This is a genomic window from Mycobacterium sp. shizuoka-1 (genome assembly GCF_002723835.1).
In the GTDB taxonomy this organism is placed as follows: domain Bacteria; phylum Actinomycetota; class Actinomycetes; order Mycobacteriales; family Mycobacteriaceae; genus Mycobacterium.
The window spans coordinates 9,406-27,160 of the sequence record NZ_BEWG01000035.1; the positions used below are offsets into that span (position 1 = coordinate 9,406).

Sequence of the window (17,755 nt, forward strand, 5' to 3'; positions counted from 1 at the left end):
GGTACTTGTCGTTTGGGGCCGCTACTTCCAGGCGAACAACGGCTGCTCAAGCTGGTCCACCGGGTCGTGACGGCCTTCCAGGCACAGCCACCGCAGCTGCAGCAGCACGGCACCGGTGGGAGCATGAATGAGGTCGTTTCCCAACGGCATCTGCACCACGGGGCGGGGGCTTTCCGGGATCGTGACGAAGCGGGGCGAATCGGGGCGCTGCAGCTGATGCAGACCCACCCGGTAGACCGCGACAACCTCGTCAGGCGCCGGACGCGGTTCCAGCCGCCCGCCGCCCCAGATCACCACCGGGGTGATGAGGTAGCCGGAGCGGGTCGGGTAGTCGTCGAGCAGACCCAGCACCGACGATTCGGGCAGCCGGACGCCGACCTCTTCGTCGAGTTCGCGCAGCGCGGCGTCCACCACCGACTCCCCCGGATCCAGCCTGCCACCGGGCAGCGCCCATTGCGCAGCATGGGCACTCAAGCGAGATGCCCTGCGGCACAACAGGAAAGCTGCCCCGCCGGAGACTCCGACCATGCGGCCGTCGAGCCCCGGTTCCATCGGTCGGCCGGCGATCCAGTCGTCGACGGGAGCGGGATCCACCCGGTCCTCCCCGGATTCGGAGTCGACCAGCACCACCGCGACGGCCGCGTGCCGCTTGCTGGGGTCGGTGACCGCACGGCGCTCATGCGCGGCCAGGTGGCCGTGGATCTGCTCGCGCAGCGTCTCGTCGTAGGCGATCGTCACCGTTGCACCATAAGCACCACCGATGCGCGGACGCCGCGGGGTGCCACCATCCAGGCAGACCGATGGCACCCCGCGGCGTCACGCGCCGATCGGCAGGTGGGTGGTCAGTAGGTGGGGATGAAGACCCCGTTCATCCAGACACCCCAGTGATTCCAGCCTTCGTCCCACACCTGCGGATTGCCATTGGCCCAGGCGGGGTCGACGGGCTTCGGGGGCGCCCAGGCCGGCGGGCTACCGGCATCGGGACCGGCCGGCGGCAGCGCGGGCTGCATGGGTCCTGGCGGCGTCCAACCCGGGTCCGCACCGGCGGTGGCGGCACTCAATCCCACTGCGCTGGCGGCCAATCCACCGGCGATCGCGGCGCCGGCGGCAATTTGGGTCAACCTCATGGCGTGATGCTCCAATCGTTGCGGTAGTCGTGCGTTGGTGACGACATGCCTGGTACCGCTATTAGCTATCCAGATCCACGATCGGTAAACATCGGCCCCGAGTCAGTCGCCCCCCATGGCGGTCGCGACGGATTGCGCCATCAGGAGCGCGGCGTCGTTGCGATTCATCGCGGCAAGCAGTTGCCCGAACCCGCGCATCTGCTCACCGACGAGCACTGTCGGGCCGTTGGTCAGATTGGCGAATGCCTCCTCGATCACGTCGGCCACCGGCACCGCACCGGCCGGCGACTCGTCTTCGGAGGCCAGCGTGCCGCGCTGGTGCTCGAGCCTGCGCAGCGCGGGCGTGTCGGTTTTGCCCAGGATCAGCCCGATCACGTCGACCCCCGTATTGCGCAGTTCGCTCCACAGCGCTTCGGCGAACACCATGTCGAACGCCTTGGACGCGCCGTAGGCCACCATGTTCGGGCCGCCGACGAATCCGGCCCCAGAACCGAACATCACGATGGCGCCCCGGCCCCGCTCGACCATCGGGGCGGCGAAATGGTGGCACAGCTGCATCGGCACCACGCAGTTGCGCTGCACCATCGACTCGGCGGCTCCGATCGAGGTGGACAGGAATGGCCGGAAGCCCGGGTCGGCCCCGGCGCAGTACACCAGGAACCCGACGTCTAGGTCCGCGGTGGCCTCGGCGATCGCCGCCGCCGCACCGTGCTCGGCGAGATCCACTGCCAGCGTGCGGGTCTGCACGCCATGGTGGTCTCGGATGGCTGCGGCGACATCGTCCAGGACGGCCGCGCGACGGGCCAGCAGCACCACGTTGAGTCCACGTTCGGCCAGGGCACCGGCGAAGGCCGCGCCCACTCCGTCCGACGCCCCGGCGATCAGTGCCCACGGGCCGTACTTGCGCGCGAAGTCCGTCATCTCGCCGGACCCGGGAATGCGATGCGCACCGAGGTGAAGGTTCGTCGCGCGATCCGCCAGCCGTCGGGAGTTCGGACGATCTCGTCGTCGTAGAACCCTGCGGCATTCACACCGGATGCGTTGTCGGCGGCCATCACCCAGACGTCGACGTAGCAGCGGGCGGTCGCTCGATCCCCGTCGATGTCGATCACCTGATTGGTGATGCGGTGCAACAGGTGCCCGGCCTTGGCGTGCGCAACGTCCATGAACTCGGTGACGGCGTCGACACCGTCCCACACGCCGATCTCGCCGTAGTCGCAATGGCAGTCCGGGGTGAAGACGGTCCGGAACAACGACCAGTCGCGGCGGTCGATTCCGGTGGCATAGCGGATCAGCAGATCGGAAATGTCCTGCCGATCCGAGGGGTCGCTCATGCCGGGCTCCTCTCGGTCACCGGCTCACCGTACGCCGAGAGCCTGCCGAGGGCGGACTTGCCCGGATCAGGCGCGACAAGTCATGAGGCGCAGCCGAATTGATCGTCAGCGCTGGAGCGGGCTGTAGAAGACCAGCCCGTTGCCCTTGTTGTCGTAGACCACCGCACGACGCTCATGCGCGTCGTCATACGGCCCCTTCACGATGCCGCCGCCGGCGGCCTCCACGGCCCTGGCCGCGGCATCGACGTCGGCGGTCTTGATGCCGACGACCACCTGGCCGGGAATCGGGTGGTCGATCTCGGTCGCCAGCGCGAGGGTGACCGGACCGCCGTCGAGCGCCGCGAAATGGGTGCCGTCGCTGAACTTGAGTCCCATGCCCAGAGTGTCGCTGTAGAACCGGATGGATTCATCCAGGCCGTCCGTCGACAGGATGATCATCTTGACTTCGTGGTCGCTCATGGCGCCTCCTGTTTCTGAAGCGGTCCTCAGACTACGACAGCGCCGCGTTCGTGACGCGTACCCCCTCGACACCGCCGGCACCGGCGGGTTGCAGCCAGTCCGCGAGGTTGCGGACGTACTCGGTGAACACGGTCAGCCCGGACGGGTCGTCGCGGATCTGCGTGCCCGGCGGCTCGGCGACGAAGGACGGCGCACCTGAGCTCACGTCCCAGTTGTAGTCCGCGAAGTGGTGGAACGTGGACTCGGCGACTGCGCGGCCCATCACGGTGCCGTCGGGTGCCGGTTCGCCGTCGAGCGCGACGGCCAGGTTGAAGCGCCGCCCACTGGCCCTGCTTCGGCCCTGGGCCACCACTGTGGCCCACGGGCCGTGCGCCAGCACCGCACCCTCGTGCGGATGCGCCGGGAACCATTCGATCCGTCCACTGGCCGTCCGCGCGGTGCGAAGCAGCGGGTGCACCGGGGTCTTCGCGAACACCGGCTGATAGTCCCCGTTGGCCCCGGAATGGTAGTTCGGCCACGAGATCGTCGGGGTGTCCTGGTCGTCGCAGAGGTGGCTCTGATCGACGGTGAGGTCCGCGAATTCGTTGGCCTGGCCGAGCGATCCGAGCCGGGTCAGGCAGCAACCCAGGTCCTGGTGGTCGCGCGCGGTGAGCACCCCGCCGCCGCGCCGGCGAAACCGCAGGATCGCGTCGGCGTCGTTGCCGGTCAACCCGTCACCGGTGTCGACCGCCATCAGCCACAGCTGATCGAACGCCAACTCGTCGAGCGTGCTCAGTACCGGGTCGTCGTCGTGACCCACGCGATTGCGCGCCACGACGTCGTGGCCGGCGGCCCGCAGTTCGGCGGTCAGCAGCGAGAACCGGGCGATGTCCCAGTCGTCGGGGTTCGCGGTAATCGTGGTCTGCAACAGGATGTGTGCCATCGGATGTCAGTCCCTTCGTGTGGGCGGCACCCGCAGGTGACTGCGGGCGGCCAGTTCGTCGTCGCCGACCAGTTCGACCATCGGGCGGCCTGGCAGGCACACCATCGTCACGACGAACCGGCTGGCGATGTCAGCGCGGTTGTTGGCGTCCGAGTAGTGGATGACGTCGCCGCCCGGCTCCCAGAACGCGTCGCCCGCGCGCAGGACACGGGGCGGCTGCCCTTCGAGTTCAAAGAGCATCTCGCCGTCCAGCATGTAACCGAATGCCGGGCCGCTGGGGTGGCGGTGCGGCGGCGCCCCGGCGCTGCCCGGCGGGTATTCGATCACCACGGTCATCACGTCGGCGCCGGCCGGGATGGCGGGCTGGTGCACCTCTTGCACCATGCTCAGCGCGTTCTCCCATTGTGGGTCAAAGGTTGTGGACACCTCAGGTCTCCTCGTCTCGGGTGGTGGTGCTCAGGCGGCGGTTCCGCCGCCGTCGGCGTGCAGGGTGGAACCGGTGATGAAACTCGACCGGGGTGACGCGAGAAACAGCACCGCGTGGGCGATCTCGTCGGGCTCGGCGGTGCGGCCCAGGGGTAGCGCTCGCCCCAATTCCTCGTTGGTGTCACCCCATTGCGCCTCGACGCCCGGAGTTCTGGTGGGGCCGGGCGCGACACTGTTGACCCGGACGCCGTACGGGCCGAATTCGGCTGCCCACGAACGGGTCAGGGATTCCACCGCGGCCTTGGATGCCCCGTAGGTGGAGGCCCCGGCGACCCCTTTGGACGCGACCATGGACGTGACGTTGACGATGCTGCCCCGCTGCCTGCGCAGCATTCCCGGAACCAGCCCGGCGGTCAGGAAGTAGGTGCCTCGTACGTTGGTGTCGAAGGTCGTCTCGAACGTGGTGAGGTCCTGCTCGACGGTCAACGCCCCGGGGAAGGCAGCGGCATTGTTGACCAAGATGTCGATCTGGCCGGCCTGGTCCACAAGCGCGGCCACCGAGCCCTGGTCGGCGAGATCGGCGGCCACGAACCGGGCGCTGCCGCCGAGGTGACCGACCGCGTCCCGGCCGCGCCGGGCATCACGGCCGGTGACGATCACGCTGGCGCCGGCACCGGCGAGCAACCGCGCGCAGGCCAACCCGATGCCGGCGGTGCCCCCGGTGACCAGCGCGGTGTAGCCGCTCAATTCATTGGCTGAGACCGTCATGCGATCTGGGCCATCGGTGCGTGCGCGGACTCGGCCAGCGCGGCGCGTAACCGTTGCCTGCCGCGCGACACCCGCGACATGACGGTCCCCCGCGGGACGTCGAGGATCGTGGCGGTCTCGGCCAACGTGTGGCCCTGCACCTCGGCGTAGAACAACGCGGTGCGGAAGTCCGGGGGCAACAGCGCCATCGCCGAGCGGATCTCCTGATCGGGCAGTCTGGTGAGCGCCTCGCTCTCGGCCGACCGCGACGCAGTGGACAGCCGAGCCGCGCTGCAGGCCAGGTCTCGTTCGGCGACGGCGTCGACCGGCACCTCCGACGGCCTGCGCTGGGTGGCGCGGTAGGTGCTCACCCAGCGGTTGTAGAGAATCCGGAACAGCCACGCCTTGAAGTCGGTGCCCTCGCGGAACGTGTGGTAGCCGATGAACGCGTGCAGCAACGCGTCTTGCACCAGGTCCTCGGCGTCGGCAGCGGTCTTGGTCAGGCCCCGGGCCCGGCGCAGCAGGGCGTCGAACAGGGGCTGTGAGTCACGGGCGAATCGCGCGGCGGCGTCCGGATCGGTGGGCCGGACAGCGGTCGTGACGGTCATGAGCGGTCTCCTGGGTTGCTGGTGACCTCAGCCTCCCGGTCACGCCGCCGCAGCGAACCCTTGAAACCCCGTAGTCCGTAGCCCCCCGATCCGGGGTCGATCACTCCGGCCAACTGTTGACCAGGATGCGATCGACGAAGTCCTCGGGGACGTAGGACGGGTCGAACTGCCGGAGAAGGTCGGCATTCATGGTTCCGTAAGTCGTTTCCGGGCGGTTCTTCATGCCCTCGACGAACGCGTGCAGGATGCGGCGCTTGAAATTCGAGCGGGGGTGGGCGGCGATGACGGCCGCGACCACGTCCGGATCCAGGTCGTCCCGGCCGACGCCGACGACATCGGTCTGTACGCCCGCGGTCACTAGTGCGGTCTCCGGGTCCAGGAATTCCGGCACCCCGGGTGTGGTGTGCAGCGCGATGCCCAGCCAGACCTTGCGGGCATCGGCTTCGTCGACGCCGCGGCGCACCAGAAAGTCCCGGGCCGCGTTGGCGCCGTCGACCTCGAAGCGCTGCGTGGAGGAACTGCGGTAGGGCTCGGTCAGGCCGAGGTCGTGGAACATCGCGCCGACGTAGAGCAACTCCAGGTCCGGCCGCAGGCCTTGCCGCAGGCCCTGAAGCGCCCCGAACAGGAACACCCGGCGGGAGTGGTGGAACAGCAGGTCGTCCTCGGCGTCCCGGATGTACTCGGTGACGTCTCGAACCAGCTCAGTGTCGGGAAGCTGGATGCCGGCAATGGTGTCGCCCATCTTCGTCATGGCGGGTCTCCTGGGTTGAGTGCTGGTAGTTGCCAGCGTGCGCCGACGGAGGCCTCCGGCGCGCTGTCCGTTGCGCCACGTTTCCCACAAAAAACGACACAATGAGGACGTGGCGGACACCGTCGGCCCGCGCGTGGTCGTGATCGTGGTCTTCGATGGCGTCAAGCTGCTCGACGTCGTCGGCCCCGCCGAGGTCTTCGCGGAGGCCAATCGGTTCGGCGCGGACTACCAATTGGTGATCGCGTCACAGGACGGCTGCGACGTGACCACATCGATCGGCACCCGATTTCCCGTCACCGCGAGCATCTCGGCCATCGAGGCGGTGGACACCGTCGTGGTGGCGGGCGGCGATGTGCTGGTGGGCCGACCGATCGACCCGGGTCTGGTCGAGGCGCTCGAAGCGGTGCCGGACCGGACGCGGCGGCTCGCATCGGTGTGCACCGGGGCGTTCATCCTGGCCCAGGCCGGTCTGCTCGACGGACGCCGAGCCACCACACACTGGCGCCACACCCGGCTGCTGGCCCGCGCGTTTCCCGGCGTCCGGGTCGAACCGGACGCGATCTTCGTCCGCGACGGAGACGTGTTCACCGCGGCGGGGGTGTCCTCGGGAATCGATCTGGCGCTGGCCCTGGTCGAGCTGGATCACGGCAGCGAGTTGGTCCGCGACGTCGCGCGTTCGCTGGTGGTGTACCTCAAACGGTCCGGTGGCCAGTCACAGTTCTCGGTGCTTGTCGAAGCCGATCCGGCACCGGCGTCAGCACTGCGGCCGGTGACCGACGCGATCGCCGCCGATCCGGCGGCCAACCACAGCGTCAAAAACCTTGCTGCCCAGGCCTCGTTGAGCACTCGGCAACTCACCAGGCTGTTCCAGGCGGAGCTGGGGATGACGCCTGCCCGCTATGTGGAGGCGGTGCGCGTCGATGTGGCCCGCGCGGCGCTCGACGCCGGACACAACATCACCGAAACCGTTCACCTGGCAGGCTTCGGGAGCGCCGAGACGTTGCGACGGGTCTTCGCCAACCACTTGGGTTTGTCCCCGAAAGCCTATCGCAACCGATTCCGCACCGCCGCGCGCCGAGGCTAGCTGGCCCAGGACATCGCCCGCAGCTGCCTGCGCGAGGTGATGCCGAGCTTGGCGAACACCTTGCGCAGGTGCCATTCAACAGTGTGAGTGCTGATGAACAGCTGCGCGCCGATCTCCTGGTTGGTCAGACCCTCACCGGCGAGCCGGGCGATCTGGGCCTCCTGCGCCGTCAACTCGCTTCCCGAACTCGGCTGCTGAACGCGGACCTTCTCCCCGGTGGCCGCCAGTTCCCGGCGGGCGCGTTCGGCGAATGCCCGCGCTCCCATCCGGTCGAACATCTCGTGGGCCCTGGTCAGGTGGTGGCGCGCATCGGTGCGGCGCAGCGCCCGCCGCAGCCACTCGCCGTACACCAGATGCGCCCTGGCGTGATGCACCGTGATCGTGGAGCGCCCCAACCGCTCGAGGGCCTGGGTGAACAACGCGTCCGCGTGCTCGTCGTCGGCCAGCATCGCCTGCGCGCTGGCCAATGCGCCCAAGCCCCAGTCGGTTCCGGCCGCGCCGGCGCGCTCGGCGAGTTGCTCCGCCGCGGCGGCCGCCGTGTCGCGCTCACCGCTTCGTGTCGCCGCTTCCACCAGTTCGTAGAGACACCAGCTGTAGAACCCCAAATCCTCGTATTCACAGACGGTCCGGGCGGCCGCGAGCGCCTCGTCGTAACGGCCCAGCCCGTTGTACAGCACCGCGGCGGCGTAGCCGGTCAACCCGAGTACCCGCCCTTCCCCTCTGCTGATCCCGTCGGCCTGGGTTGCCTCGATCACCCGGGCCGCCTCGGTCGCGTCGCCCCGCCACGCGGTCAGCATGAGCGCGTGGTACTTGACCGCAGCCGAGTTGTCGGTCGCCGCGGTGATCGCATTGGCCTCTTCGACAAGGGTTGTGGCCGTGCGGAATTCACCCAGTGTCAGGTGGAAGCCGGCCTGGTAAACCAGCGCTCGGGGCAGCATGGCCAACGCCCCGGCGTTGCGCGCGGCCCGGACCGCGGCGGTGGCCAGTTGCTGGACGACCGTCTGGTCCCACAGTTCGTGGGCCGCGGATTCCTGCAGGATCGGGAAGGCCGGGACCATCCACCGCAACACGTTGCGATCGTCCGCCGCGGCCAGGGTGCACATGTGGTCCAAACCGATACGCAGCGGATCCGAGCCCGCGCTCACCCCTTGGGTGATGCGCTTGGCGATCCCCTTGAGCAGGAAGTCCACCGGGCGCGACAGTTCCGCTTCGCGAGCCAGCGCGGTCAGCGCGTCGTGCGCGGCCCGGGTCAGTGCATCCGGTTCGCCGAGACGCCCGGCATACATCAGTGCCGCGATCGCCTCGAGGTAGCTCTCCCGGGAGGCATGGTCGTCCAGGCCCTCCAGTTCGCGCGCCGTGTCGAGCAGCGCCCAGGCGGTGTCGCGCACCGGCGGCGCCCCGGCCTCACCCGAGCGGCTGCGCACGAAGTCCATCTGCGCGCGCACCCGCGCCACCTGTGCGCGGGCAAGCTTGCTCAGCGGACCGCGCTCGGCCAGGTCGAGCAATTCGCGGGCCGCCGCCGGTGCCGCCGCATCGCGCTTGGCCTGCGCGGCGGCCAAAGCCCGCGCACCGCGCCGGTCCGGATCAGCGGTCAGGATCGCCGCCCGTTCGAGGAAGGCTGCCGCTGCGGCCATTCCGCCGCGGCCCTGCGCGCGTGCCGCCGAACTCTCCAGCTCGGCGGCCACTGCATCGTCGGGGCCTGCCGCCGCGTTGGCGGCGTGCCAGGCCCGGCGGTCCGGATCGGCCTGCGGATCGGTGGCCTCGGCCAAAGCCCGATGGATCTCTCTGCGCTCGGTCAGCTCGGCAGCGCGATAGGCGGCCGATCGCAGCAGCGGATGGCGAAACCGCATCCGGGGGCCGAATTCGATGACGGCGGCCGCTTCGGCCGGGGCCAGCGCGTCGACGGGGATACCGAGCACCGCGGCGGCCCGCAGGAACAGTGCCGCATCCCCCACGGGCTCGGCCGCCGCCACGAGCAGCAGGCGGCGCGTCGCGTCGGGCAGTCCCTGGATCCGCCGCACGTAACCGGTCTCGATCGCGCCGGGCGACGACGCCGAGCCGGCGAGCCAGAACCCGCCGGCCAGCTCGGTGCTGGAGAAGTTTCGCGGAACCTCCAGCAGGGCAAGAGGATTGCCACGTGTTTCGGCGACGATGCGGTCGCGCACCGGCGGGTCGATGCCGCCGAGTAACACCGAGTCCAGCAGCGCGCGGGCATCGCTGTCGGACAGCCCTCCGACGGTGAGCTCCGGCAGTCCGGCCAGCACCTCGGCGCCGTCGTCACGTGCGGCGAAGACCAACGCGATCGGCTCGGCCAACAGCCGGCGGGCCACGAAGCCCAGGGTCTGTACCGACACCTGGTCGAGCCATTGCGCGTCGTCGACCACACACAGCAGCGGTTTCCGTTGCGCGGCCGCGGCCATCAGGCTGAGCACCGCCAGGCCGACCAGGAAGCGGTCGGGCGCCTCGCCCACTCCGCGGCCGAAGGCGACCTCCAGCGCATCCCGCTGTGGTGCGGGTAGGTCTTCCGCGTGGTCCATCAGCGGCGCGCACAACTGCTGCAGACCGGCGAACGCCAGCTCCATGTCGGACTGCACACCGGCGACGTGCAGGACGCGAAACGCCGATGCCTGCGCCACGAGGTGACCGAGCAGCGCGGTCTTGCCGACCCCCGGCTCGCCGCGCAGCACCAGCACCTGCGAGTCACCCGATCGGACGGTGGCGATCACCGTGTCCAGCACCCGGCACTCGGACGCGCGCCCGCGCAGCTGCGCGGCGCGTCCGTCGCTGGAGATAGGCACCACCGTCTGCCCCTAGCGGACCTCGCCGGATTTTCCGGACTCGATCGTAGCGAGGGTTCGCGGGGCGGACCTAACCGCTGACGAAGGCGACAGTGTCGTGCACGTCCACGATCGTCCTTATGACGTGGCCGCCGTCTGCAGGATCCAGTCCTCGAACCGGGTGTCGAACAGGGTGGCGCCCGGGCCGGGTACCAGCGTGCGCTCGTCGATGTCGATGCCCCAGTACTGCGCGGCCGGGTCGGCCACCACGGTGCGGCCGTCTCCTCGCGCGGTCAGCGCGGTCCGGATGAGGTCGGGGAGCAAGACCATGTCCGGCCCGCCGATCTCGACGACCCTGTTCACCGGATCGCCGACCGCGGTGATGGCGAGGCCTTCGGCGACATCGGCCGCGGCCATCGGCTGGAAGAACTTCGGCGGCAACACCACGGTGTCACCCACGGTTGCCGAGTCGGCCAACGTGTTGAGGAACTCGAAGAACTGCGTGGCATGCACGATCGAGAACGGGATCGGGCCTTCGGCGATCAGATTCTCCTGGACGAGCTTGGCCTGAAAGTACCCGCTGTGCGGCGCGAGGTCCGCGGTGCCCACCACCGAGAGAGCGACATGGTGACCGACGCCGGCGTCCTTTTCGGCGGCAAGCAGGTTCGTGGTCGCCGTGCGGAAGAACTCGATGGCCGAGTCGTCCAGCGCTGGGGAGTTGGAGACGTCGACGACGACGGACGCGCCGGCCACGGCCTCGGCCAGTCCCGCACCCGTAAGGGTGTCCACTCCGGTCGAGGGCGCCGCGGCCACGGCATCGTGTCCGCGTTCGGACAGGGCCTGCACCAGTTTCGACCCGATCAGGCCGGTGCCACCGATAACGACGATTTTCATGATCCGCCCTTTCTGGCTTGTGGAGCCGGTCAGCTCCCTGACGGCCAGAACTACCCGGCGCGGGAAAACTCATCCCGGGCCCGCGGTCAGGCGGTGTGGGCGGTCAACTCCACCGACGGTTCCTCGGCTGCCGTCACCAGGCTGTACAGCGGGGCGCCCCACGCGTGCGGACCGCCCAGGGCCGGCGCATACGCGGTGTGGATGGCGACGGTTGCCGGGGTCACCTTCCGGTCGGGGTCGTAGTCGCAGACCGGGTCGCCGACGTCACAGACGCTGATCGTGCGCACCCCGACCGAGGGCGGCAGCGTCGCGGTGTTGGTCGAGGCGAGGAACGAATGTTCTTGGGCGACCCCTTCGCCGATTCCCTGCGCGACGGCCGTCGATCCCAGTTTGATCGTCGTGTCGACGGGCAGCCGGTCGCCGTCGGCGATCAACAGCGCCGCCGCCAGGTGCGGATCGTCGGCGAGGTCGTAGAGATTACGGTGCACGATCATCGCGCCCTGTGAGTAGCCGGCCAGGATCACCTTGCTGTCCGGGCAGCGCAGGGTGAACGCCTTGTACTGGGCGGCGGTCGCATCGGTGCCGTCGCCGACGCTGCCGAGGAAACCCAGCCAGCCGCCCAGGCCGCCCTCCAACGGAACCGGCGCGGCGGGGTATTGGACGGCCTCGGCATCGATGGTCCGGCCGTCGGCGGCGAGTTGCGACTTCAGCTGTTGGTAGGTCTGGTAGACCACCGAACCCATCCCGCCATTGGCGGTGAGGCCGGCCCCGTCGCGTTGCCCGGATCCGGCCGCGCCGATCCAGTGGAAGTCGGCGCAGCCGGGTGCCGCCGATGCGCTACCGGTGACGAGCCCGGCCAGCCCGACTCCCGCGGCCAGCACGACGGCTCCCAGACGCCCCATCACCATGATTTCCCTCCACGCGTGTCAGCATCTTGATCGTTCGTCGCGGGCCCGATCGTTACTCCCGCCTGGCGGGCGGGCCGAACCACCTGGTGAGCGCGTCGGTCAACCCGTGTGCGGAGCCGTCACCCACCCAGGCGACATGTCCGTCCGGCCGGATCAGGACGGCGCCGGCAGGCTCGACTTGTCCCAGCACCGGAAGCTCCCACTCGTCGCCGCAGCCGGCCTGCACCAACCGAATTCGATCGCGCCATCCGGTGATGTCGATCTCACCGGTACGCCCGAGGTCGACGAGCACGGGTCGGGCGTCGTGCAGGAGCTCGAACACGCGCACCGGGCCGGTCGCGGTGTGCAGTTCGAGATCCGGCATGCGCCTGCCCAGCAGCGGATGCCCGTCCCCGAGGTCGTAGGAGATGTCCAAACCGGACATCCTGGCACCGTAGATCCGGCGCGGTTCATCCATGGCGAGCAGCTCGGAGACGTTGCCGTGCAACGCTTGTGTCCGGTCGTCGGTACGCAGCAGCGCAATCTGCGCCATCGTGGTCTGCAGCACCCGGGCCGCCACGGGGTGTCGTTCGGTGTGGTAGGTGTCCAGCACGCTGTCCGGTGTGCGCCCATCTGCCACCGCCGCCAATTTCCAGCCCAGATTCACCGCATCCTGCACTCCGGTGTTCAGACCCTGCCCACCCACCGAGTGGTGGATGTGGGCGGCGTCACCGGCCAGCAGCACCCGCCCGGCACGGTAGGCCGCCGCCTGCCGCGTCACGTCGGTGAATCTGGCGATCGAAGTGGGACTGTGGATTCCGAAGTCGGTTCCGTAGACCGCAACGAGGCCCCTGCTCAGGTCGGCCAGCGTGGGTTCGGTGACCGCGGCCGGCTGCCGCTCGGTGACCATCACCCGGACCGGCTCGCCGGGCTGCCTGCGGTCCAGGCCGTGGATGCCGACGGCGTCGCGGCGGATGCCCAGCGGTGGCTCGTCGCGCATCTCCACTTGAGCGATCAGGTAGCTCGTCGTCGGGTCCCATCCGGGGAAGTCGATTCCGGCGGCCTTGCGGACCGTGCTGCGGCCGCCGTCGCAGCCCACCAGATACCGGGCCCGCATCCTGCCGCCGTCGGACAGGTGCACGTCCACACCGGTGTCGTCCTGGGTGAAACCGGCAACCTCGAGCCCCCGGCGGATCGGCACCGCCAACTCGTCGACCCACTCAGCCAGCAGGCGTTCGATATCCTTCTGCCACAGCGCAAGTCCGTAGGGATGCGGTGTGGGAAAGTCGCTGATGTCCAGCCGGATCTGGGCGAATCCCGCGAGTTGCGCCACCTGTCCGGCGGCCAGGAACCGGTCAGCGATTCCTCGTTGGTCGAGCACTTCGATGGTCCGGCTGTGCAGACCGCCGGCCCGCTGGCCGACCACCTCCTGGTTGGTGCGGCGCTCGACGATCGCCACGTCGACTCCGGCCAGTGCGAGCTCGCCGGCCAGCATCAGCCCGGTCGGGCCGGCCCCCGCGATCACGACGGCGTGTTCGGGTCCAAATTGACGCACTTGCCTACCCCCATGCAGTGAATTTTCCTTTCGGCCAGCGATTTTGCGCGCTACCCGGGGTCTTGCCGCAAGCCCCCCGGTGCGCTATATGTTGAAAGTGGCGCAACGCCGCAGCCGCACAGAATCCTGGGGGACGGCAGCGCCGGTCATTCGTCCTCGCATTTCACTCCGCTGATCGCTGCCGCACTCCCGGCGGTGGCATGAGCGTGGACGGAAGCGTGTGGTCAACGGCCACAGGTCATTTCGTAGGATTGTCGCCGCCCAGGTATCACGGCAGCCCCTGGTGGACGACGTCGGACGCTAAGGCATCGTCACCGCGGTGTTCGCGACGACCCGGCTTCGGTGCGTCGCGAATCACCCTCCAGAAGTCGTGGTCACGACCGGGCGTTCGTCACGGCATCGCTTCGGGGGTGGGTTCCGGCCTGCAAACCCCCGCGCCGTGCCGCATCATCGGGGGGATGACAAAGGTCGCTGTGGTGACGGGAGCGGCGTCCGGAATCGGAGCCGCAGTCAGTGCCGAACTCGCCGAACACGGCTGGACGGTGGCCGGGCTGGACCTGCGACCGGCGCCGGACCTGGCGGCATCGACGGTGGCCGACGTCTCCGATCCGGCACAGGTGCGCGCCGCGATCGGCGCCATCCGTGCAGAGCTCGGACCGATCGGCGCGGTGGTCACGGCGGCCGGTCATTACGAGATGGCACCGGTTTCACAGATCAGCGTCGAATCGTGGACCCGCATGCTGCGCGTACATCTCGGTGGGCTGCGCAACGTCGTCCACGCGGTGCTGCCCGAGATGATCGACCGCCGCAGCGGCGCCGTCGTGGCGATCTCCTCGGAGCTGGCGATCGGCGGCGGGGACGGCGACGCACATTACGCGGCGGCCAAAGGCTGCGTGATCGGCTTTGTGCGGAGCCTGGCCGCCGAGGTCGCCCCGAGCGGGGTGCGGGTGAATGCGGTGGCACCCGGGCCGACCGACACACCATTGCTGGCGGCGGACTCGCCCTGGCGCGATCCGGCATATCTGGCCACGCTGCCCGCGGGCCGGCTCTGCACACCCGAGGATGTCGCCTATGCGGTGCGCTTCCTGATCGACGGGCCGGGCTACTGCATCGGAGAAGTGCTGTCCCCCAACTGCGGAGCGGTGATCTGAGTGATGTCCCGACAGGTCGCCCTGGTCACCGGGGCCACTCAGGGGATCGGCAAGGCGATCGCCGAACGGCTGGCCGCCGACGGGTACCGGGTGGGTGTCAATGGCTTGCCCGACGACGCCCAGATGACCGAGGTCGCCGACGCCGTGGGCGGGTTCGCGGTTCCCGCCGACATGGCCGACCCTGGCTCGGTCGGGGGCGCGGTCGCGGCGGTCGAGCAGCAGTGGGGTCCGATCGCGGTGCTGGTGTGCAACGCGGCGTACATGTCGATGGCCGCGCTCGGCGATCATGACGAGGCCGATTGGTGGAAGGTGGTCGACACCAACCTCGGTGGGACGTTTGTCACCATTTCCGCGGCGCTGCCCGGGATGCGGCGGCGTGGGGGCGGCCGTATCGTCATCGTCACGTCGGAATGGGGCGTCACCGGCTGGCCCCGAGCTACCGCGTATGCGGCGTCGAAAGCGGGCCTGATCGCCTTGACCAAGACCCTCGGGCGCGAACTCGCACGGGAGAACATCGCGGTCAACGCGGTGGCACCCGGCGTGATCGACACCCCACAACTCGAGGTCGACGCCGCCGACGCCGCGATCAGCCTCGCCGACATGCACCACCGTTACGCCCGCGAGATACCGGTGGGCCGGATCGGAGCACCGGCCGAGATCGCGCAGACGGTGGCGTATCTGGCGTCGCCGAGCGCGGGGGCCTTTGTCGGACAGACCGTTGCGATCAATGGAGGAACCACCCGATGCCGAGTGTGACCGCGCGGCCCGCGGAACCTGTCGCCTGGCCCGCCGGCAAGCGCGCCGCCGCCAGCTTCACCTTCGACGTCGACGCCGAATCGGCGGTGCTGAACCTGAACCCGGCCCACGCCGACCGGATGTCGGTGATATCGCATCAGGCCTACGGCCCCCTTGTCGGTGTGCCCCGCCTGCTGGCGATGCTGGCGCGCCACGGCGTCACCTCGACATTCTTCGTGCCCGGCTATACCGCCGTGCGTTATCCGGATGTCGTGCGCGCCATCGTGGACTCCGGTCACGAAGTGGCCCATCACGGTTACCTTCACGAAGTTCTCACCGGCAAGACGGCCGAGCAGGAGGGCGCGATTCTGGATCGGGGCAGCGAGGTGCTGGCCGAACTCACCGGAGAAGTGCCGGTCGGGTTCCGGGCACCCATGTGGGAGCTGAACTGGCAGTCCCCCGCGCTGCTGGCCGAACGCGGATTCCTCTACGACACCAGCTTGATGGACGCCGATCACCCGTACGAACTCCGGGTCGGGACCGACGGCCGGCTCGTCGAGATCCCGATCCAGTGGGCTCTCGACGACTGGGAGCAGTACTGCTACCTCCCCGACATCTCCGGGACCGGGCTGATCGAAAGCCCCCGCAAGGCCGCCGAGATCTGGCGCCTCGAGTTCGAAGGGTTGCGGGCGGTGGGTGGGTGCTTTGTGCTGACCAACCATCCGTTCCTGTCCGGTCGGCCATCGCGCACCGCCGCGCTCGAAGAGCTCGTCGAACATGTGGCGTCCTGCTCGGATGTCTGGGTGGCGCCGCTGCGCGAGATCGCCTCGCATGTACGGAGTTTGAACCTGGACCCACGCGCGATTGTGCGGCCGGATCCCGGCGACTTCTAGACGGCCTCGTACGCCGCGGCGAAGAACCCCAGTTCCAGGCGCATCGCGCGCCGGTAGGCATGGTGGACCGCGGCGGAGTCACTGGCCTGCTCGTCGAGAAGCGCCTCCAGCAACCGGGCGATGTTCTCGAAGTCCGGGTCGGCGTAGGTTCGCACCCACTGCGCGTAGGGACCCGCGGTCGCGGCGTCGAGCGATTGGCCCAGCCAGGCGTACAACCGCATGCAGGGCGTCATCGCCGCGTAGATGACACCGACCTCGTGCGTCGCGGCGGTGGCCAGCAGGAACTCGGTGTAGGCCGAGGTCGCCGGCAGCGGTTGCACACCGGCCATGTCGATGCCCCAGGACGCGGCGTAGGACGCGTGCAGCCCGAGTTCCTCCCGGACCCCGCCGATAAGATCCGCGAGCGCCAGTACCGACCGGGTGTCGGCGCTACGCGCCAGCGCCAAAGCATAAGCGCGAGCGAATGATTCGAGAAAGAAGGCATCCTGGGCGAGGTAGGCCGCGAACCGCTCCGTGGGGAGCGTGCCGTCCCCCAGACCACGGACAAAGGGGTGGGCCAGCACTTCGGCGGCCAGGTCGGCGTTTTCAGACCACAACTGCGCAGACATCGACATGCCCGCCGAGCCTAATCGCGATGCGCGCCTGCCAGCAGCACGCGGGCCACCCACTCCACATGGTTCAGTGATTCGTCGAGCGTGAGCCGCTTTGCCCGCAAACCGGCCAGCGCGGCGCTCAGCGCGGCATTGAGGCCGAAGGTGACCTGCGGAATGATCTCGGGCGCAAGGCCTGCCAGCAGGCGATTGAACAACTCGACGTTGGTGCGTTCCATCTGATCGATCGACGAGCTCACCTCGGGGTCCGTCGACGTCATCATCTGCAGCATCAGCGCGGTCATCTCGGGGTTGCGGTTGAACGCGCGTTGCGCGCGGCGCAGATAGTCCAGCACCGCGGGCAGCGGGTCGCCGTCGCCGGCACCACCGCCGGCCAGGACCCGGCGGGTCAGCCGCTTCTGCCAGTCCTCGAGCGCGGCGGCCAACAGATTCTCTTTCGAGCTGAAGTAGCGGTACAGGGTGGCCAGCGCGACACCCGAGCGATGCGCCACATCGCGCATCTGCACGGCGTCCGCGCCGACGTCGGCGATCAGCGAGATCGTCTCCTCGATGATCTTGGCGCGGCGGGCCAACTGGCCGCTGGTCATGCCCGACAGCGGGGCGACGCGGCCGGCCGGCGACACCAAATCGGGTGCGGGCGTGTTGACGGTGCCACCTCCGGTTCGGTTTCCAGCGGCCAGAATGGGAAGAACGCGCTTCTGCGATCCTACGCCACGGTGATGCATCGTACACCCATTACAGCAGCTAGAAGGCCCAGCTATCTTGACAGCAAGTAGAACCGTGTTTCACTATTG

At 69.1% G+C, this 17,755-nt stretch carries 20 protein-coding genes; 4 read left to right on the forward strand and 16 right to left on the reverse strand.

Annotation, left to right across the window (positions count from 1 at the left end; translation table 11 throughout):
• Window positions 1-21: 21 nt before the first annotated feature.
• From MSZK_RS12500 to MSZK_RS12545, 10 genes are all read right to left on the reverse strand, one after another.
• Window positions 22-738, reverse strand: coding sequence for a CoA pyrophosphatase (locus MSZK_RS12500; RefSeq protein ID WP_099248226.1), 717 nt, complete (start codon window positions 736-738; stop codon window positions 22-24).
• A 104-nt stretch (window positions 739-842) separates the two neighbouring features.
• The gene (locus MSZK_RS12505) at window positions 843-1,127 is read right to left on the reverse strand and encodes a hypothetical protein (protein WP_099248228.1); all 285 of its coding nucleotides are present in this window, start codon (window positions 1,125-1,127) and stop codon (window positions 843-845) included.
• Between the two features lie 102 nt (window positions 1,128-1,229).
• Window positions 1,230-2,048 carry an SDR family NAD(P)-dependent oxidoreductase gene (locus MSZK_RS12510; RefSeq protein WP_099248230.1) on the reverse strand — a complete coding sequence of 273 codons (819 nt, stop codon included), beginning with the start codon at window positions 2,046-2,048 and terminating at the stop codon, window positions 1,230-1,232.
• A complete protein-coding gene (locus tag MSZK_RS12515; RefSeq protein WP_099248232.1) occupies window positions 2,045-2,461 on the reverse strand; it encodes a nuclear transport factor 2 family protein in 417 nt (138 codons plus the stop codon). Before MSZK_RS12515 ends, MSZK_RS12510 begins: the two co-directional genes overlap by 4 nt.
• A gap of 105 nt (window positions 2,462-2,566) precedes the next feature.
• Window positions 2,567-2,920 (reverse strand): VOC family protein, encoded by a 354-nt coding sequence (locus MSZK_RS12520; RefSeq protein ID WP_099248234.1) that lies wholly within the window; start codon window positions 2,918-2,920, stop codon window positions 2,567-2,569.
• Window positions 2,921-2,951: 31 nt separating this feature from the next.
• Window positions 2,952-3,842, reverse strand: coding sequence for a hypothetical protein (locus MSZK_RS12525; RefSeq protein ID WP_099248236.1), 891 nt, complete (start codon window positions 3,840-3,842; stop codon window positions 2,952-2,954).
• 6 nt (window positions 3,843-3,848) lie between these two features.
• Window positions 3,849-4,226: a cupin domain-containing protein gene (locus MSZK_RS12530; RefSeq protein WP_099248238.1), complete on the reverse strand. Its 378-nt coding sequence runs from the start codon at window positions 4,224-4,226 to the stop codon at window positions 3,849-3,851.
• Window positions 4,227-4,298: 72 nt separating this feature from the next.
• The gene (locus MSZK_RS12535) at window positions 4,299-5,036 is read right to left on the reverse strand and encodes an SDR family NAD(P)-dependent oxidoreductase (protein ID WP_099248240.1); all 738 of its coding nucleotides are present in this window, start codon (window positions 5,034-5,036) and stop codon (window positions 4,299-4,301) included.
• On the reverse strand, window positions 5,033-5,623 hold the full coding sequence (locus tag MSZK_RS12540) for a sigma-70 family RNA polymerase sigma factor (protein WP_099248255.1): 591 nt from the start codon (window positions 5,621-5,623) through the stop codon (window positions 5,033-5,035). Before MSZK_RS12540 ends, MSZK_RS12535 begins: the two co-directional genes overlap by 4 nt.
• 100 nt (window positions 5,624-5,723) lie before the next feature.
• The gene (locus tag MSZK_RS12545) at window positions 5,724-6,374 is read right to left on the reverse strand and encodes an HD domain-containing protein (protein ID WP_099248257.1); all 651 of its coding nucleotides are present in this window, start codon (window positions 6,372-6,374) and stop codon (window positions 5,724-5,726) included.
• 133 nt (window positions 6,375-6,507) lie between these two features.
• Here MSZK_RS12545 and MSZK_RS12550 point away from each other — a divergent pair, with 133 nt between their 5' ends.
• A complete protein-coding gene (locus MSZK_RS12550) occupies window positions 6,508-7,458 on the forward strand; it encodes a GlxA family transcriptional regulator (RefSeq protein WP_099248295.1) in 951 nt (316 codons plus the stop codon).
• Here the strand turns inward: MSZK_RS12550 and MSZK_RS12555 are convergent.
• From MSZK_RS12555 to MSZK_RS12570, 4 genes are all read right to left on the reverse strand, one after another.
• Window positions 7,455-10,250 carry a LuxR family transcriptional regulator gene (locus MSZK_RS12555; RefSeq protein WP_099248297.1) on the reverse strand — a complete coding sequence of 932 codons (2,796 nt, stop codon included), beginning with the start codon at window positions 10,248-10,250 and terminating at the stop codon, window positions 7,455-7,457. The two genes, MSZK_RS12550 and MSZK_RS12555, sit on opposite strands and share 4 nt — an antisense overlap.
• Window positions 10,251-10,373: 123 nt before the next feature.
• Entirely contained in the window at window positions 10,374-11,129 is a 756-nt protein-coding gene (locus MSZK_RS12560) for an SDR family oxidoreductase (RefSeq protein ID WP_099248259.1), read from the reverse strand.
• 86 nt (window positions 11,130-11,215) lie between these two features.
• Window positions 11,216-12,037 carry a cutinase family protein gene (locus MSZK_RS12565; protein ID WP_199203309.1) on the reverse strand — a complete coding sequence of 274 codons (822 nt, stop codon included), beginning with the start codon at window positions 12,035-12,037 and terminating at the stop codon, window positions 11,216-11,218.
• A gap of 52 nt (window positions 12,038-12,089) precedes the next feature.
• Entirely contained in the window at window positions 12,090-13,571 is a 1,482-nt protein-coding gene (locus MSZK_RS12570) for an FAD-dependent monooxygenase (protein WP_099248261.1), read from the reverse strand.
• Window positions 13,572-14,029: 458 nt separating this feature from the next.
• On the opposite strand from MSZK_RS12570, the gene MSZK_RS12575 reads away from it, so the two are divergent.
• The 3 genes from MSZK_RS12575 to MSZK_RS12585 are packed head-to-tail and all read left to right on the forward strand — an operon-like array spanning window position 14,030 to window position 16,350.
• Complete coding sequence (locus MSZK_RS12575; protein ID WP_099248301.1) at window positions 14,030-14,722, forward strand: SDR family NAD(P)-dependent oxidoreductase; 693 nt, start codon at window positions 14,030-14,032, stop codon at window positions 14,720-14,722.
• A 3-nt stretch (window positions 14,723-14,725) separates the two neighbouring features.
• Window positions 14,726-15,478, forward strand: a complete 753-nt coding sequence (locus MSZK_RS12580; RefSeq protein WP_099248303.1) for an SDR family NAD(P)-dependent oxidoreductase — start codon at window positions 14,726-14,728, stop codon at window positions 15,476-15,478.
• Window positions 15,466-16,350: a polysaccharide deacetylase gene (locus MSZK_RS12585; RefSeq protein WP_099248263.1), complete on the forward strand. Its 885-nt coding sequence runs from the start codon at window positions 15,466-15,468 to the stop codon at window positions 16,348-16,350. Before MSZK_RS12580 ends, MSZK_RS12585 begins: the two co-directional genes overlap by 13 nt.
• Here the strand turns inward: MSZK_RS12585 and MSZK_RS12590 are convergent.
• The gene (locus tag MSZK_RS12590; protein ID WP_099248265.1) at window positions 16,347-16,964 is read right to left on the reverse strand and encodes a TenA family protein; all 618 of its coding nucleotides are present in this window, start codon (window positions 16,962-16,964) and stop codon (window positions 16,347-16,349) included. The two genes, MSZK_RS12585 and MSZK_RS12590, sit on opposite strands and share 4 nt — an antisense overlap.
• 11 nt (window positions 16,965-16,975) lie before the next feature.
• Window positions 16,976-17,548, reverse strand: a complete 573-nt coding sequence (locus MSZK_RS12595) for a TetR family transcriptional regulator (RefSeq protein ID WP_099248305.1) — start codon at window positions 17,546-17,548, stop codon at window positions 16,976-16,978.
• Between the last annotated feature and the right edge of the window lie 207 nt (window positions 17,549-17,755).

Excerpts from the sequence above, each read along its gene's own strand:
- MSZK_RS12540 (WP_099248255.1), bottom strand. The coding sequence starts at position 5,623 with ATGACCGTCACGACCGCTGTCCGGCCCACCGATCCGGACGCCGCCGCG.
- MSZK_RS12520 (WP_099248234.1), bottom strand. The coding sequence starts at position 2,920 with ATGAGCGACCACGAAGTCAAGATGATCATCCTGTCGACGGACGGCCTG.
- MSZK_RS12585 (WP_099248263.1), top strand. The coding sequence starts at position 15,466 with ATGCCGAGTGTGACCGCGCGGCCCGCGGAACCTGTCGCCTGGCCCGCC.
- MSZK_RS12545 (WP_099248257.1), bottom strand. The coding sequence starts at position 6,374 with ATGACGAAGATGGGCGACACCATTGCCGGCATCCAGCTTCCCGACACT.
- MSZK_RS12590 (WP_099248265.1), bottom strand. The coding sequence starts at position 16,964 with ATGTCGATGTCTGCGCAGTTGTGGTCTGAAAACGCCGACCTGGCCGCC.
- MSZK_RS12575 (WP_099248301.1), top strand. The coding sequence starts at position 14,030 with ATGACAAAGGTCGCTGTGGTGACGGGAGCGGCGTCCGGAATCGGAGCC.
- MSZK_RS12565 (WP_199203309.1), bottom strand. The coding sequence starts at position 12,037 with ATGGTGATGGGGCGTCTGGGAGCCGTCGTGCTGGCCGCGGGAGTCGGG.
- MSZK_RS12535 (WP_099248240.1), bottom strand. The coding sequence starts at position 5,036 with ATGACGGTCTCAGCCAATGAATTGAGCGGCTACACCGCGCTGGTCACC.
- MSZK_RS12515 (WP_099248232.1), bottom strand. The coding sequence starts at position 2,461 with ATGAGCGACCCCTCGGATCGGCAGGACATTTCCGATCTGCTGATCCGC.
- MSZK_RS12530 (WP_099248238.1), bottom strand. The coding sequence starts at position 4,226 with ATGGTGCAAGAGGTGCACCAGCCCGCCATCCCGGCCGGCGCCGACGTG.
- MSZK_RS12560 (WP_099248259.1), bottom strand. The coding sequence starts at position 11,129 with ATGAAAATCGTCGTTATCGGTGGCACCGGCCTGATCGGGTCGAAACTG.
- MSZK_RS12595 (WP_099248305.1), bottom strand. The coding sequence starts at position 17,548 with ATGACCAGCGGCCAGTTGGCCCGCCGCGCCAAGATCATCGAGGAGACG.
- MSZK_RS12510 (WP_099248230.1), bottom strand. The coding sequence starts at position 2,048 with ATGACGGACTTCGCGCGCAAGTACGGCCCGTGGGCACTGATCGCCGGG.
- MSZK_RS12525 (WP_099248236.1), bottom strand. The coding sequence starts at position 3,842 with ATGGCACACATCCTGTTGCAGACCACGATTACCGCGAACCCCGACGAC.
- MSZK_RS12580 (WP_099248303.1), top strand. The coding sequence starts at position 14,726 with ATGTCCCGACAGGTCGCCCTGGTCACCGGGGCCACTCAGGGGATCGGC.
- MSZK_RS12505 (WP_099248228.1), bottom strand. The coding sequence starts at position 1,127 with ATGAGGTTGACCCAAATTGCCGCCGGCGCCGCGATCGCCGGTGGATTG.